Below are 16,256 nucleotides of genomic sequence, written 5' to 3' on the forward strand. Positions count from 1 at the left end.
CTGGCTAAAAATGATACTGAATCTGGATATTGAATTTATGTGCAGATCCCTGGTTGGCTTCCATGAAATAATAGTCATAATCAAAGGCACCGAACAGAACCCTTGAAAACCGAGTCTTGAGCGAAGCGCCAACGAGTCCTGAATTTTTTGGCATGTCCCGGCCGGGAGCTTCAAATGAATACGGGGTGTCATGAAAACGGGCGTTGAAATTTTTAGGATCAGGAAAGAATTCATGAATCCACCCGATTCGAAATTCGGGAATCAGTTCACCGGTTTCAAAGGTGAGTTTTCTGGACAGGTTCAAACCGATATGGGATTGCAGAGAATAGGACGTGCGGGAGTCCACATCCAGAGTCATGCTGTCAGCCCCTGATTCTGTGAAGGAATCTTCATGCATAAAGGCGTAATTCATGTCAAAGCCGGGACGAACCAGCCAGTCGGCATATTTGAAACCATATCCCGTTCCCATGAACAACGCGCCTGTCTGGGCGGTATGGTCACTGGTTGCGGTTCGGTTCAGGAAATGAATGGTTCGGTCGGTATCGATTTCGACAATCCCGGCACCCAGTCCGGTATTCACGTAAGCGCCCTGTCCTTCTTGGGTTTCCGTCCATTGACTGTAAAGGAAACCCTGGTATGATTCAATGGTTGATTGGCCGATGTTCATTTTACCATCCAGGTTCTGGTATGATACAGCGATGGCGCCTCCGAATGTTTTTTTGTCTGTGGGTTTGTGATCCGCACCCACCATCAGTCCCCCCGTTTTTTCCCTGAATCCCGGGACTGCCCCGTGGGAATGATGGCGGGTTTCAGAACCCGTGGCTGTTGCCCAGGATCTCCATGTCTGCCCGTCATCGGATTCCGGATCGGCGTCCGGGTCTGGATCGGTGAAGCGAAAGGCATCTGTCAAATCCATCTGCCGTTGCAGATGCCGGTTGTTTCTCTGGATGTTGCCCAGGACGGCATAGCCCGCAGCGCCATGCATGGCAGGATAAATGTTTCCCATGGCCCGGTCCAGGCCGTTCATGTCCATGGTGTCCAGAAGATTCAGGATATCGGCGATATCATTGGAAGCTGAAGGGCGGGTGTGGTCGAGAATATCGGCCATATCCGCATGGGCAGGATTTGAGACCAGAGACGTATAGCTGTTGCGGTTCAAGTCAAAACCCAGCCCCAAAGCATTGTCAGAGATGTCGATATCAAATACTGCCGGGGAGGAAATCGTGGTGAATGCGCCGGAAATACCGGCGGCATTCAAAAAGGTGTGGCTGCTGTCCGATACATAGCCTATGGGAATAATGTGCAGCGTGCCGTCCAGAAAAGCGGTACCGGAAACATGAAGTATGTCCGACGCGCTCTGGTCCACCTCAATGGCCAGCGTCGATCCGGCGCCCTGATGGTAGTCGCCTGTAACTGTCAGGGTGCCGATGGAGTTACCCGGTGTTACCTGACTGAAATTGCTCAAAAGATCACCCGTATGAATCCCGTTACCCATCAGCAGGCTGTCATTATCCAGCAGCGTATCTCCGGTAACCATGCCGTTGTTGATGGCAATGGCATGGTCGAGACTGATGGCAAAGGCGTCGCCACCGGAACTTGAGGCGGAAATTGTCGCACCGGGATGATTGATCAGGGTTCCCCGGTTTTGAATGGCGGCACCAAACGCGGTGTTTGTGGCGTTGGCGCGAATGGTTCCCGTGTTCTCGAATCGGGTCTCGCCCTCAATCAAAACGCCATATGATTCAGATTCCATTCCAGAAGCATTGACATCTATCAGGCCGGAGTTCATGATGAACTTACTGTCTGAAACAAAAATACCCCGGGCAAATCCCTGGGAACTCTGGCTGGTAATGGTTCCTGCATTTATGAAATAGTCAAACATTCCACCACCGATTCCCGTGGATTCTCCCTGATTGGATGTTGCAACAATTTTACCGGAAGCGGAGTTGGTCAGCCGGCCACCATATTGAAATACGCCGAAAGAGGATCCATCTTCTGCATGTGATTCGATTACACCCGTATTTTGAACGGTTGTGTCATCATAGGTCATGACACCCGCCCCCATGCCATTTCCTTTGGCGGTCACCTGTCCGTTGTTGATCAGTTTTGAAAGACCGGAACCGAACAACCCATATGCCCAGCCATTGGGTGTGGGGGCTTCGGAAACCACGTTGCCTTCATTGGTCAGCACCGCCGTATCATCAAAACCAAACATCCGGATCCCGTATGCCGTGGCCCGATCGTTCTCCATCGCTTCCGCTTCGACCTGAATACTGCCGGTGTTGAGAACTTTATGACCCTGCAGAACAATGCCGTACGCCGTTGACTGGTCATTTTCCGAACGGGATGCCGCAGTGATGGATCCGTGGTTTTCAATCAGGCTGTCACGGCCGGCCCATAAAAACATGCCGTGGACATAAGGGTTGCCTTCATCTACGCTGATGGTCGCATCAATGGTTGATTCATTGACCATGGATGCGTGATTGCCACCCCATTCATACAGTCCCCGGGCCACCGGCTGCACTCCGGAATACTGCAAATCGGCGGTAATGCCTGTTGTGTTGATGATATCATGGTCAACGCCTTCCCAGTCCCCATACCGCAGATAGGTTCCTTCAAGTGCGACCCTGGCTGAATGGTAACTGATGCGCATGTAGCCGTCTTCCCCCCAGCCGGGTCCCCAGGAATTGCGTAAAATCCAGACCTGTTCATCATCATCCCAGCCAACCAGTGAAACCGCATGATTGGTGGGTGAATAGAATTCCAGAGGAAAACTTGCTTCTGTCAGGTCATCGGAGAATATCCCCCCTTCATAAAAGCTGAAGTCCTCCTGTGCAAGAACGGCAACATCCAATGCACCGAAAGTCATAATCGCCCGTTTAAAGGTCTCAATATCATTGGCCGGCAGTCGGTGCCAGCCTGAGAACTGGACTCTGGGGACATCCCAGTGATAATTGAGTGTCAGATTTTCGTCATCATTGTACAGGTTCATCAATTCGGGTGTGTAGGGAAACACATGGGCAGGAACCACGCCATAATCCACCAGTCCCTGGAGTTCATCATATGCATAATCAGCTCCTGCCCCGTAATTGCCCCCCGGGAATCCATCATATTTTTGTCCCAGGCTCCAGATAATAAATGATTCTGAAAAAGAGACCGCCTGGTCATTGTACAGTCCCATGGCCCGGTTGTATGTGCTTTCTGCAGCCGCATTGGCGCCAAAGGAGTAACAGGTGCCAAAAGGATTTTGGTTTTTAACGGGCCCGATGTAGGCTTTTTTGTCAATATCACGGAGGTCGAACCGGGTCGGCAATGGGTCCATGCCTGCAAGACTGGTTGATGCAAACAAAAGAAAAACCAGGCAAAGGATGAAAAAAGAATAAAAACGCCGGTTTATTGGTTTATAGTTCTTCGGGTCAGACAATATCTTTTTCCTCTTAAATGTTGAAATTGATAAACTGAAAAACACTACCTATTCCATGCTTCTCCGGGTTGTCAAGAAAAAAGAGACTTTCAGCGTTGTATCAGGCAGGCTGATTCAGATGTCAGGTATATTGACTTTATGACTGATTACGTACTAAGGTCGATCATCAGAAGGTGAGATAATGAAACCCGGGGTGAAAATATGGCTGGTTTTTGACCCCGCAACGATGTGGGTAAGGGTAAAACAATATTTGAATATTTTTTGAAAGAATATTAATGCGTCTGGAATGCAATGGATTGAATTTTACCTATCCGGGATCGGAAATCCAGGTGATTGACAACTTGAGTTTTTCCATGACAGGCCCCGGGTTTTATGCGGTGTTCGGGCCGTCCGGGGTGGGAAAGACCTCGTTTGCCCGGCTGCTGACCCGGCATGCGGATCTTTTGGATCAGCCCGTGAAGACCCCGGGCATTGACACCATTTTGTATACCTATAATCTGGAACGGCTGCCGGGATGGGCGGCTGTCGGCCGTCACCTGGATCAGGTCTGCCCGCCGGACCGGCAGGGCCTCAAAAAAGAACTCATCGCGCTCTTCTGCCTGGAACCGGTGCTGGACGCCCGGTTTTCCCAGTTGTCCATGGGGCAGCAGAACCGCATGAACCTGATCCGGTATCTGCTCCAGGATTTTGACCTGATGATTCTGGATGAAAGCCTGGCCAATGTGGATGAAAAACTGCGACAGACCATTCTGCCGGCCATCAAGGAGCGGTTTGCCCACAAGATGTTTCTGTATATTTCCCACAACCTTATGGAAGTGGCCCGGTTCTGCAAAGAGATCCTGGTGCTGGCCGAGCCGTCCCGGAACATGTCCAGCCGCCTGATTTCAGGCCTGAACGAAACATCCGGGGGTAAAGTGGATAAATCCGCTCTGGACCGGGTTATGCTGGAGATCATGAATGCTTTTTAGACGGATTTACCAGTTCATGATTGTGTATGGGATCTTTTTGGGACTGTTGCTGGCCGTGAAAACCGGATTGTCCTTATCGGATTATGTGATCCCGGGAATCCCGCTGATTCTGGATACGGCGGGTCAGGTGGCGGGCGGCTTTTTCAAAGACGTGCTGGATACCCTGTCCGTGGCCATCCTGGGCCAGGGGATTTCCATTTTTCTGGCGTTTTTCGTCGGCATTCTGGGCCGGCGTTCTTCCTGGGCCGGTTCCATGATCCGGGTGACCGCCTACAATATCCAGGCCTATCCCATCGTGGCCCTGGCCCCCATTATTTTTATTCTGCTGGGGGACGGATTTTTATCCCGGCTACTCATCGCGGCCATGATCTGTTATTTCCCGCTGCTGCTGTCCGTGCTGGGGGTGATGGCCGCACCTGTGACGGATATTGAGCATTTTTACATCGCCACCGGGCGCATGCGCTGGCACCTGGAAGTCAAGATCCGGGCGTTTGAAAATTTGAGCAAACTGACCACCGTGATTGCCGGCAGCGCCACCCTGGCCATGGCCGGTACCATTGTGGCGGAATTCATCGCCGCCAATGCCGGCATCGGGTACAGCATCCGCATTGCATTGTACCAGAGTGATCTGGCCGCCATTCTCACGGCCCTGTTCATGATCGGAATCGTGATTTCCGTGTACCAGGGTCTGCTTGAATCCCTGGGCGAAGCCGTCAAGGCAAAATGGGGATCGGAAAACAAAGGAGCTTTGTTATGACACACATACAACGGATGGTCATCGGGATGGCTGTATGGATGGCCGTGGCTGCCTGCGCCCTGTGGATACCCACGGCACAGGCGGAACAGACGCGTTTCAACTACCGGCTCAAATGGCTGTTTAACACCAGTGTGGCAGGTGACGTGTTTGCCATGGAAAACGGGTTTTTCGCGGATGCCGGCCTGGATGTACAGGTCAGAGAGGGCAGCCCGGAAAAAGATGCCATCAAGGAGCTGGAGCTTGGATATGCCCATTTTGGAGTGGCATCCGCAGATCAGGTGATCCGGGCCCTGGAAAAAGGCGCGGATGTGGTGGTTCTGGCCCAGGTGTTTCAGATCAACCCCATGCAGTGGATCTATCGGTACCCCCAGGTACAGATCACGCACCCGGCGGATTTGAAGCAGTACCACTTAGGGGTCACCTTTGGGGGCAATGATGAAACCATCATGCAAACCCTTCTGGCAACGGCGGATCTGACACTGAGGGATGTAAAAGTCACGGGGGTTCGGTTTGATTTTACCCCGTTTCTGAAAAACCAGGTGGATCTGTGGCCGGTGTACCGCAATTCCCAGGGCGTAATCCTGGCGGACCGGCTGGCAAAAGAAGGCGAAACCGTCCGGTTTCTCAACCCGGCGGATTTCGGCGTGGACTTTGTGGCCAACTCCATTGTGACCTCCGGGGCAATGGCGGCCGATTATCCGGATCTGGTGGCACGGTTTCTGTCCGCTTTGCTTGCCGCCTGGGAAGCGGCCATGGATCCGGCCAACCAGGCCTCGGTACTGGCCGCCGTGAAAAAATACGACACCGGCACCCAGGGACAGGTGCAGGCGGCCCAGCTGGATGTCACCCGGACCCTGGTCAAACCGGACCCGGATATTCCCGTGGGCCGGATACAGACGGCTGCCTGGGCCCAGACCGAAGCCATCATGCTGGACCAGGGGCTGATCAGAACACCCGTGCATGTCACCTCCCGGCTCAGGAATCCGGTATTGGTCCAATAATCGTCATGGATCAGGCCCTGGCGCGCGGGTCAGGTTTTTTCGTTGAATTCACCGGCAATGATCCGCAGGCCTTCCAGGGTCAGGGATTGATCCACGGTTTCAATGGTGGTGGACAGATCGGCAATCAGCGGTGCCAGACCGCCCGTGGCAATCACTTTCAAAGGGTGCGGCAGTTCTTTTCTCATCCGTTCCACCATTCCGTCCACCATGGCCGCGTTGCCGTGAATGATGCCGGACTGCATACTCCCGATGGTATCCGTGCCGATCACTTTTTCAGGTGCGGAAAAAATTTCCACGCGGGGCAGGCGGGACGCTTTCCGGAACAGGGCTTCCGAAGCGATCATCACCCCGGGACAGATAGCACCGCCCAGGTATTCCCCGGCCGGAGTGATGACGTCAAACGTGGTGGCAGTGCCGAAATCGATGATGATCAGTCCGGTTTTGTACTTGTCATAAGCAGCCACGGCATTGACGATGCGGTCCGCCCCCACCTCATTGGGGTTGCTGTACAGGATGGGCATCCGTTGTTTCACGCAGGACGGCTGGATCCACAAAGGGGTCAGGCCCAGGTAGCGCCGGCAGAATCCGTCCAGAATCCCCACGGACGACGGCACCACGGAAGAGATGACCACCCGGCTGAGGGCGGTCAAAGGCAGGCCTCTGTCGGCAAACAGGGCCCGGGCCAGAATATTGAATTCATCGGCCGTATTGTCCCGGACGGTCCGGATCCGCCAGTTTTCCTTAAGCTGATCCTTGTCATCATAGACACCGATCACGGTATTGGTATTGCCCACATCGATCACCAGCAGCATGGGATCTCCTTTATTTTTCAATCGTCACGGTAAATACCCGCGGGTCTGACCGGGTCATGGTCAGGCCCACGGGGATGTTGATATATGTATGCCGGGCATAGACGCCGGGTTCCATCCCGTCCAGATCCAGGAAAGCGAAAATTTGATCCAGGGTTTCCTTGGTGTGGATGGTACTGTAAGGGCCTTTGACCGCGATGGTCATGACATCCGGTTCGACCCGGGCGGAATAAGTACAGTTCCGGATCTGGATGGGCAGGTGTTCAATGGATTTTTCCACCTGTTTTTCCTGGATCTGCACCGATACCACAATAATCGGGAGATCACTGGTAATGTGCCGGGACGCTTCAAGGTCCAGGGGCACCTCTTTTTTGAATGATTCTTTTGCCTGGGTCAAGTCAACGGGCCGGGTTTTCAACACCTGAATGTCGTTGATCACGGATTCCGCCCCGGACAGTGTCACTGAAGAAGGATCCGGCGCAGGGGCTAAAGCAATGAATCCCTCGAGCGGGTCGCCGGAGCAGGGCACTTCGATTTTGAATTCCCGGGTAATCTCTTTTTCCAGGCGCACCCCCAGATAGGAAGGGGAAATCTCCAGAATGGTGATGGCCGGGTCCATGGGAATCCGCCGTTTGTCCACGGGCAGCATGTAATATCCCGGCCCGATGGATTCCGTGGCCCCGGCCGGATCGATGTCCAGATCCGTGTACAGATCCGCTGGATAATGGATGGGTTTGTCATTGATTCTTTCGATTAACCGGGGATCCGCTTTGATGCGGATTTCAATTTTGTCGGTGCGAAACTGGGTGACAAGCATCCCTTTGGGCACATTGGCAAATTCCACGGGCAGAAGCAGGTGGGTTTCAAGTGGTTCCGGGGTACAGCCCCACAAACAAAGCAGCAGGATCAACAAAAAGGGGAAACATTTTTTATGGTTCCGCAGGTCAGGCATTCCGGACGGCATCAAAGATCCGGGTGAACGCGACGGCCCGGTGAACATCATGAACGCGTAGGATATGCGCACCATGTGCCAGACAGGCCCCGACAGCTGCCAGGGTGCCGGTTTCGATCTGTTCGGCTGAATCCGGGTCATTCCCGGCACGGTTCAGATGTAACAGGTTGCGGATGAACGATTTCCGGGACGGTCCCATGAGCACGGGAAATCCTAAGGCCACAATGGTTTTCAGGCACTGGATGAGCACCAGGTTGTGGTGCACGGTTTTCCCGAATCCAATGCCCGGATCCAGAATGATATTTGTTTTTTCAATGCCCCGGGACATGGCATATTGTGCCCGGGTCGCCAGATAATCGCTGATCTCCTGCATCAGATCATCGTAAACCGGGTCGGCCTGCATGGTTTCCGGAGTCCCTTTCATATGCATGAGTACCACAGGTACCTGATATCGGGCTGCCACGTCCGCCATGTCCGGATCCATTTCAAAGGCGGAAATATCGTTGATAATGGCGGCCCCGGCATCCAGGGCCGCTCTGGCCACGGGGGCTTTCACCGTGTCGATGGAAATGGGGATACTGATTTTTTTAGACAGGGTCTCGATGACGGGCACCACCCGGTCTATTTCTTCCTGCACGGAAACGGGTTTGGAAAACGGCCGGGTGGATTCTCCGCCGATATCCAGGATATGGGCGCCTTGTTCTGCCAGGCGCATACCCCGGGCCACGGCTGCGTCATATTTATTGAACCGGCCGCCGTCTGAAAAGGAATCCGGGGTCACGTTCAATATCCCCATGATACAGGACCGGGATCCCAGGTCCAGGTGAAATTTTCCACACGTGAGTTGAAAACCCGTCATATACTATTCCTTGTCCGATGGATTGTCTCCGGATGCCTGGGCATCGCTGTCTGAGTCGTCCTCAGACCGGTTGTCATTCGTGTCGTCCGGTTCAGAGTTATCCGGTTCAGGGTCGTTTGATTCAGAAGTCCGGGCCTGGGTCCGGTTGTTGTCAACCGGATCCTGCCTAGGGGTGGTGCGTACGTTTCGCCGGCCGTGAAAATCATACTCCGGCCGCATTTCCGCAATCAAATCGTCCAGCTCCGCGCCCAGCACGGTTTCTTTTTCAATGAGCAGGTCGGTCAGCCGGTGGAGAATATCAATGTTTTCTTCCAGAATCTTCTGGGCTTTCTGGTAGGCCTGGTCCACCAGCTGTGCCACTTCCGCATCGATCTGCTGGGCCGTGGCCTCGGAATATCCTTTGGCCTGGGTCATTTCCCGTCCGATGAAGATATTGTCGTCATGGTCTTCATAGGACAGCGGTGCCAGTTTGTCGCTCATGCCGAAATTCCGGATCATCCGGTTGGCCAGCTTGGTGGCCTGTTTGATGTCATTGGCGGCTCCGGTGCTGATGCGGTTGAAGATGAGTGCTTCCGCCACCCGGCCGCCGAAAGCGATGGACAGTTCGTTTTCCAGCTGGTCCTTGTATTTGAAATCCCCTTCTTCGGGCAGAAACCAGGTGACACCGGCGGCCCGTCCCCGGGGGATGATGGTGATTTTGTTGACAGCGTCGGTGTTGGGAAGAAACCGGGCCACCAGGGCATGCCCGCCTTCATGGTAGGCCGTGGTTTTCTTTTCTTCTTCCTTGATCACCTTGGATTTTCGTTCCAGTCCCATGTATACCTTGTCTTTGGCGTCTTCAAAGTCTTTCATGGCCAGTTTGTCATGGTCCCGTTTGGCTGCCAGCAGGGCCGCCTCGTTGACCAGGTTTTCCAGATCGGCCCCGGAAAATCCCGGTGTCCCTCTGGCCAGGATCACGGGATCCACATCCCGGTCCAGGGGCGTTTTTTTCATGTGCACCCGCAGGATGCCTTCCCGGCCTTTGATGTCCGGCATGTCCACCACCACCTGGCGGTCGAACCGTCCCGGCCGCAGCAGGGCCGGATCCAGGACATCGGCCCGGTTGGTGGCCGCCATGAGAATGACCCCTTCATTGGACTCGAATCCGTCCATTTCCACCAGCAGCTGGTTCAGGGTCTGTTCCCGCTCATCATGGCCGCCGCCCATACCGGCCCCTCTCTGGCGGCCCACGGCGTCGATCTCATCGATGAATATGATACACGGCGCGTTTTTCTTGCCCTGGGCAAACAGGTCTCTCACCCGGGAGGCGCCGACCCCCACAAACATTTCCACAAAATCGGAACCGGAGATGGTGTAAAACGGCACCCCGGCTTCACCGGCCACGGCCCGGGACAAAAGGGTTTTCCCGGTTCCGGGGTTGCCCACCAGCAGCACTCCTTTGGGAATCCGTCCCCCCAGCCGGGTGTATTTGTCCGGATTTTTCAGAAAATCCACCACCTCCGTGAGTTCTTCCTTGGCCTCGTTGATACCCTGCACATTTTCAAACGTGACTTTTTCCTTTTTGTCATCCATGAGCCGGGCCCGGCTTTTGCCGAAGGACATGGCTTTGCCGCCCCCGGCCCCGCCCTGCATCTGGCGCATGAAAAAGATCCACACCCCGATGAGCACGATCATGGGCAGCCAGGACACCACAATGGACATGAGCCAGGAGGATTCCGCCGGGGGTTTGGCCTTGATGTCCACCCCGTTGGACCGCAGCAGCGGGATCAGTTCCGCGTCGTTGGGGGCGAAGCTTTTAAACCGGGCACCGCTGGCATCCGTAAAATACAGTTCCTGGCCCTGAATTACCACACTCTGGACCCGGTCCTTTTCCACCATGGACAAAAATTCCGAATACCCGATATCCGTCTGTGCGGTCTGCTGCTGGTTGAAGATGTTGTAGAGCATCACCATCATCAGGACGACCACCAGCCACAGGGAAATATTTTTGTAAAATTGATTCAATGTTCACCCTCTCTTTAGTCATCTTTAAAACAATAAATTAAAAACATTAAAACTTTAGTATATATAAACATAATTTGCGAATATACAAGAAAAAGTTTCGGGTTTTGCAGCCGTTATGCTTTGGGGGGGATGCGTGTGGATTGTTTGTGCATCCGGCCCAGCTGCCGCAAAGGCAGGGTTTCTTTTCTGATACAGAGCCGGCCCCGGGTTTTATACACCCGGATCCGGTCCGGCAGATCCAGGTGTTTGCCCGGTGCTGAATCGGCTGCCAGGTCCTGTATGGCCGTCATATGATCATGGGTGATCCGCCGCAGGTTGGTTTTGACATGAAGAATCCCATGCCGGATCACCCGGGGGATCAGGGCCGGATGAAGCGCAACCAGACCCGGTATGGACAGAAAAACCGCATCCGGGCCCTTTTTTTCTACACAGCGGTCAAAGGCGCGGCAGGTATGGTCCTCCAGAAAACAGGTTTCTTCCCCCAGAATCCGGCTGAGCCGGTGAAGTCCCTGTCTGATGTTGGGATTGTAGTGTTTTTCCAGCAAAGGAATCAGGTGGCTCCGGATCCGGTTTCTTAAAAAAACCGGGTCCTGATTGGAATCATCCGTGATATATGCCTGGTTCAGGGCCGCCAGAAAATCGATGATCTCCTGCCGGGACCGGTCGATGAGCGGGCGGATGATCATGGGGCCTCTTTTTGCCGGAATGCCTGACAGACCTTTTGAGCCGCTGCCCCGCACCAGGGCCATGAGCACCTGTTCTGCATTGTCGTCCCGGGTATGGCCCGTGGCGATGCGGGTATACCCGTGATCTGCGGCAGTGCGGGAAAAAAAATCATATCGCGCGTTTCGTCCGGCTTCCTCCAGGGAATTCCCTGTCTCACGGGCCAGGCGTTTCACATCCCGGATTTCACTGACACAGGGCAGGCCGTGACCGTCGGCAAACTGCTGAACAAACGCCTGGTCATGGTCAGCGTCCGGACCCCGCAGCCCATGGTTGAGATGGGCCAGGCCGATCCGGAGTTCAAATTCAGGGGCCACATGGGTCAGTACCCGGACCAGGGCCATGGAATCCGGCCCCCCGGAAACGGCCACAAGTACGGCATCGCCCGGCTGTACCATATCATGGGCCACAAGGGTCTGTGCCACCTTGCGGCAGAAGCGGTCCGGTATGGAAATCGATCGGGGCATGAATAAAAGGGTCCGCCTGTCAGCAGGCAAACAGGGGAAGATCCGTATCCGGGATCATCCCGGTTTTCCGGGCATAGGAAAAAAATGCGGTCACGGCCTGCTCTCCGGTCTCTCCCAGGTCTTTTGAATAATCATTGACATACAGGTCAATGTGCTGTCGGATCACGGTGTCATCCATTTCCTGGGCATGCCGGCGGATATATTCCGCGCCTAAGTCCGGGTGGGCAAAGGCATGGTCAATGCTTTTGCGGATCAGGGCCTGGATGCGACAGGCGGTTTCCGGGTCCATGTCCCGGCGCACGGCCATACACCCCAAAGGGATGGGCAGTTCCGTCTTGTCTTCCCACCACTGTCCCAGATCCGCGATTTGTTCCAGTCCCAAAGACGGGTACACAAACCGGCCTTCGTGAATGATCAGGCCGAAATCAGCCGTGTCGTCCACGACTGCGGGCATGATTTTCTCAAAGGACATGGGTTGAACGGTGACATCAACGCCCGGAAACCGGTCTGCCATGAAAAACCGGAACAGATGATATGCCGTGGTTCCCATGCCCGGAATTGCCACGGTCGGTTTTTTGCCGGAAACATCCGCCAGGGAGCGGCCGGGCCGGGATACCACCAGGGGACCGCACCCCCTGCCCAGGGCCGCGCCGCTTCGCAAAAGAGCATACCGATCCAGCAGGTTTCCAAGCGCGGCGAACGACAGTTTGGTGATGTCATGGATCCGCTGCACGGCCGCCTGGTTCAATGCTTCCACATCCTCCATGCAGATATGAAAATCCCATTCTTTCAGGTCGATCAACCGTCCGGCAATGGCCTTGAAGATAAACGTGTCATTGGGGCAACTGGAATAGGCCAGGCGGTAACGGGTGTGTTTTTGCATCATTCATTCCTTTAAAAGTGACCCAGGCTGGGGGCGGGCTGGTCATATGCCAGCCCCTGTTCGATCAGGGCCAGCAATCTGGGTTTTTCTTCGGGAAACTGGTATCCCTCGTAATCATGGGACAGCAGCAGGCCCCCGCCGGGCCGCTGCCAGTGGTTCATGGCATGATCAAAGCACACCTTGCCGGTCACTTCCAGATCCCGGATCATTACCTGGAGTTCTGCCAGCTGTTCATTGGCGGACAGGAGTGTGACTTTCCCGTCTTTGACCATCTGGTGAAGCGGGGTCCCGGGAATGGCCCGAAAGGGCCGGGACCGGATATAATGGGGATTGATGGCATTGAGTACCCGGGCCGTGTTCCGGGCATGATCCAGGGTTTTTTCTTTTCCCCCCAGGCCGGGCATCCAGTATTCAGATACCTGGAATCCCGCGGCCACGGCTTTTTGGCCGCCCTTGATCTGTCCGTCTGATGTCACCCCTTTTTTAATGAACTTCAGCAGTTCATCATCCCCGGTTTCCAGACCCAGGTGAAGCCGGTCCAGGCCGGCCCTGCGGATGGCTTCCAGATCCTGTGCCGGTTTCTGGGCCGCGGTTCTGGCCCGGGCATAGGTGGTGATGCGCCGGATGTGGGGAAACGTGGTTTTCAAATAGGTCAGGGCCGCCACCAGGTCCGGGGTTTTCATGATCAGGCTGTTGGCATCCTGAATAAACGCGGTCTTTGCCCCGGCCATGAGCCAGTGCACCAGCATGGCCAGACCCGGGTGCTGTTCCAGGGCCGGTTCTTTGTTCAGCAAAGCCAGGACCCCGTCCCGGGTGACAGCACCGGACGGCCCGCCGGCTGCTTCGGACAGAGTTTTCATTTTTTCGGTCAAAGCAGCCATGGCATCGATGTCCGCCTTAATCTCCTCGACTGTTCTCAAAGAAAATTTTTCAGTCTTGTACATGCTGCAAAAGGCACAGTGATTCCACGGGCAGTTCCGGGTGAACCGCACCAGCAAAGAGGCGCTGCCCCCTTCACTGGGAGGCCGGTACATGCCGGTCTCAAACCGGTATTGATCAAGGGTCATGATAACTCCATATATTTGTATCATTCAATAATAATTGAAAAATAACGCATTAATGCCGGCAAGGCAAGGGCCGAGTTGCCGGGGTGGGGCTAAAACGCTTCGCTGCACAGTTTCAGAAACACACCCGGGTTGTTTTCGGCAAACGCCTTGATGGCCGGGGAAGCAAACCGGAAAAGCACCGCATCCGGCCGGGCTGAAAAGGTGTAATCAGATTCAGCGGCATGGTTTAAAACCGGTTGGATGCCGAACAGTCGGCCATGGGCGAGTTCCGACACTTCCCGGCCCGTCCGCATCACTTTTACAAGACCGCCGTGGATGTAATAACACGCATCCGGCTTTTCCTTTTCCCGGATCAGGACCGTGTTCCCGTGTTTGGGGAGGGTGACCGGCTCCACCATCTGGAACAGCTGACGTTTCTGGGAGGGGGTCAGATCATGGAACACGGGATGGCCGTCCAGAATATTGCGCATGGCTTTGCCCTGAAAAATGGACAAATGGCGCAGCGTCTTTTCGAGTCCGGTCTGCCGGATAAAAGTCTGCATGTCCTGCCGGTCGACGCCGACCAGATTCACCCGGCTTGCGGCCACGGCATCCGCGGTCCGGGGCTGGTCTGAAAACAGACATTTTTCGCCGAAAAAATCACTCCGGCTCAGTGTGGTCAACGGGGTCCCGTCTTCCATGATATCCACCTGGCCGCTGATGATCAGAAAAAATCGGTCCCCGGGGTCTCCCTTTCTGAACAGCACTTCGCCGGAAGATAAGGTCTGAGGGTCAGCAATGGACAGAAATTCCAGGGTTTTTTCCGGGGGCAGGGACCGGAACAGATCCAGGTCCAGAAACGCGCCTAAAATGTCCATTGCCGCCTGGAACGGTCCGGCGGACGGACACAGGGTCACCGTGCTGGAAAGCCCGGTGGGCGCGATTTTCAATCCCGAAGTTTCCGGCACCTGATCCCTTGCCACATGCACCAGATAAATTTTTTCGCGTACGGATGCCGGCAACGCCGTGAGCACCTTCATGGGGGTGTGAATGGGCGGCACCCCGGCTTCGTGAAAAATCACATCCCTGTCCCAGGGGAACCGGAGCAGAAAATCCCGCCGGCTTTTGCTCATGATGCCTTTTTCATGCATGATGCAGATATGGTCCGGGTCATTGCGGGTGTCCGAGCTGTAGATAAAGGTTTTCCCGGCATGGGACACCTGAAAGAAGATCGTGGGAATGGAGTGAAAGGAATAGTTGAATTCAAACATGGCCCCATGGATGTTGATGGGTTCGCCAGTGTGGATGGGGACAAACGAGAACGCTTTCTGGAGCCGGGATCGGTCGATATGGATCAGGGCCGCAGATTTCCGGATGAAACTGTTGAAAACCGTGGGGGTGGTGTACAGGGTGATTTTTCCTTCCAGCATGATTTTCTGGAGGGTCCCGCTGTCATGATCGGCATGGCAGTGGGTCAGGATGATGGCATCCAGAATTTTGGGATTGACCCCTAAGCGGATCAGGTCCACGGCCGAGTTGACCGGCGGATCCACCATGATGCCCCGCTGGTTGATCCAGATGATCATGCCGGAAGTCATGGCATCCGGGTCAAATCCGTGACCCGACCCCAGGGTGGTGATCCCGAACAGAGGCGGGGAAAACACCTGTTGGACACTGAAATCCACGGGATTGTCCGGGATCAGGGGCCGGGTGACGGGGATGGCGGCTACCAGGGTTTCCTTTTCACGGATCGTGCAGGTGCCGCGGTCATCCAATTGAATGGTCAGGTCCTGAATCCGGACGGTACCGTTCCGGTCGAACACATGAAACTGGATCACATCGGACAGGGTGAATTTTTTCCTTCGCTCGTTCACCGGCAGGGTCCGGAAATGGTCCATTTCCGCTTTGAGATCCGGAAATCCCGGTGTGGAAACCCCTTTGGGAAACTCCGCCCCAAGAGAGGTCAGGTTCCGGGGACCGAAAAGCGCTTCGGACAGAATGACCTGGATCCGCTGTTTCTGGGTCCGGGTGCAGACCACCTGGACCTTTTGTTTCAAAAAAAAGAAATGATAATATACGGGAAATTCCAGTTCCGCCAGGCTGATGCCTTTTTCCAGGGAAAACATGGCCCCGGGAACGACAAATATTTTCGGCACCCCGGTTGCCATGGTGTCTTTGATGGTTTCCGGCGGGATGCCGAACTGGACGGGTTCCTGACGGGTGAATATGAGCAGGCCCCCACGGGGCAGCTCCCGGACGGCCTGAATTCTGTTCATTGTTATTCTTTCCCGTTAAATTCATATCTGATCGTTTTCACATATCATTCCTGTTTCAAAGTTACAATTGGAATTGTCCGGTTCCGG

12 protein-coding genes are annotated in these 16,256 nt (G+C 54.7%); 3 read left to right on the forward strand and 9 right to left on the reverse strand.

From position 1 onward, the window contains the following. Positions 1 to 4 precede the first annotated feature (4 nt). Positions 5 to 3,322, reverse strand: a complete 3,318-nt coding sequence (locus tag DPO_RS21325) for an autotransporter domain-containing protein (protein WP_152427780.1) — start codon at positions 3,320 to 3,322, stop codon at positions 5 to 7. A gap of 377 nt (positions 3,323 to 3,699) precedes the next feature. On the opposite strand from DPO_RS21325, the gene DPO_RS21330 reads away from it, so the two are divergent. From DPO_RS21330 to DPO_RS21340, 3 genes are read left to right on the forward strand one after another with little or no spacing between them, the layout of a single operon-like run. Then, positions 3,700 to 4,392, forward strand: coding sequence for an ATP-binding cassette domain-containing protein (locus tag DPO_RS21330; RefSeq protein ID WP_006968452.1), 693 nt, complete (start codon positions 3,700 to 3,702; stop codon positions 4,390 to 4,392). Next, a complete protein-coding gene (locus DPO_RS21335) occupies positions 4,382 to 5,149 on the forward strand; it encodes an ABC transporter permease (protein ID WP_006968453.1) in 768 nt (255 codons plus the stop codon). Before DPO_RS21330 ends, DPO_RS21335 begins: the two co-directional genes overlap by 11 nt. Beyond that, positions 5,146 to 6,150: an ABC transporter substrate-binding protein gene (locus DPO_RS21340; protein ID WP_006968454.1), complete on the forward strand. Its 1,005-nt coding sequence runs from the start codon at positions 5,146 to 5,148 to the stop codon at positions 6,148 to 6,150. Before DPO_RS21335 ends, DPO_RS21340 begins: the two co-directional genes overlap by 4 nt. A 29-nt stretch (positions 6,151 to 6,179) precedes the next feature. Here the strand turns inward: DPO_RS21340 and DPO_RS21345 are convergent, their stop codons facing one another. The 8 genes from DPO_RS21345 to DPO_RS21380 all read right to left on the reverse strand — a co-directional run bounded on the left by DPO_RS21345 (position 6,180) and on the right by DPO_RS21380 (position 16,169). Further along, on the reverse strand, positions 6,180 to 6,962 hold the full coding sequence (locus DPO_RS21345; protein ID WP_006968455.1) for a type III pantothenate kinase: 783 nt from the start codon (positions 6,960 to 6,962) through the stop codon (positions 6,180 to 6,182). Between the two features lie 10 nt (positions 6,963 to 6,972). After that, positions 6,973 to 7,986, reverse strand: coding sequence for a CdaR family protein (locus DPO_RS21350; protein WP_236610019.1), 1,014 nt, complete (start codon positions 7,984 to 7,986; stop codon positions 6,973 to 6,975). Then, a complete protein-coding gene (gene folP / locus DPO_RS21355) occupies positions 7,904 to 8,770 on the reverse strand; it encodes a dihydropteroate synthase (RefSeq protein WP_006968457.1) in 867 nt (288 codons plus the stop codon). Before folP ends, DPO_RS21350 begins: the two co-directional genes overlap by 83 nt. A gap of 3 nt (positions 8,771 to 8,773) precedes the next feature. Beyond that, positions 8,774 to 10,774: an ATP-dependent zinc metalloprotease FtsH gene (gene ftsH / locus DPO_RS21360; protein WP_006968458.1), complete on the reverse strand. Its 2,001-nt coding sequence runs from the start codon at positions 10,772 to 10,774 to the stop codon at positions 8,774 to 8,776. A gap of 113 nt (positions 10,775 to 10,887) precedes the next feature. After that, positions 10,888 to 11,964, reverse strand: coding sequence for a tRNA lysidine(34) synthetase TilS (tilS, locus tag DPO_RS21365; RefSeq protein ID WP_006968459.1), 1,077 nt, complete (start codon positions 11,962 to 11,964; stop codon positions 10,888 to 10,890). Positions 11,965 to 11,983: 19 nt separating this feature from the next. Next, positions 11,984 to 12,850, reverse strand: coding sequence for a 1,4-dihydroxy-6-naphthoate synthase (locus DPO_RS21370; protein WP_236610020.1), 867 nt, complete (start codon positions 12,848 to 12,850; stop codon positions 11,984 to 11,986). An 8-nt stretch (positions 12,851 to 12,858) separates the two neighbouring features. After that, positions 12,859 to 13,914, reverse strand: a complete 1,056-nt coding sequence (locus DPO_RS21375) for a radical SAM protein (RefSeq protein WP_006968461.1) — start codon at positions 13,912 to 13,914, stop codon at positions 12,859 to 12,861. 89 nt (positions 13,915 to 14,003) lie between these two features. Continuing rightward, positions 14,004 to 16,169 (reverse strand): cAMP/cGMP-dependent 3',5'-cyclic-AMP/GMP phosphodiesterase, encoded by a 2,166-nt coding sequence (locus DPO_RS21380; RefSeq protein ID WP_006968462.1) that lies wholly within the window; start codon positions 16,167 to 16,169, stop codon positions 14,004 to 14,006. Positions 16,170 to 16,256 lie beyond the last annotated feature (87 nt).

The sequence above is a fragment of the Desulfotignum phosphitoxidans DSM 13687 genome, assembly GCF_000350545.1.
Classification (GTDB): domain Bacteria; phylum Desulfobacterota; class Desulfobacteria; order Desulfobacterales; family Desulfobacteraceae; genus Desulfotignum; species Desulfotignum phosphitoxidans.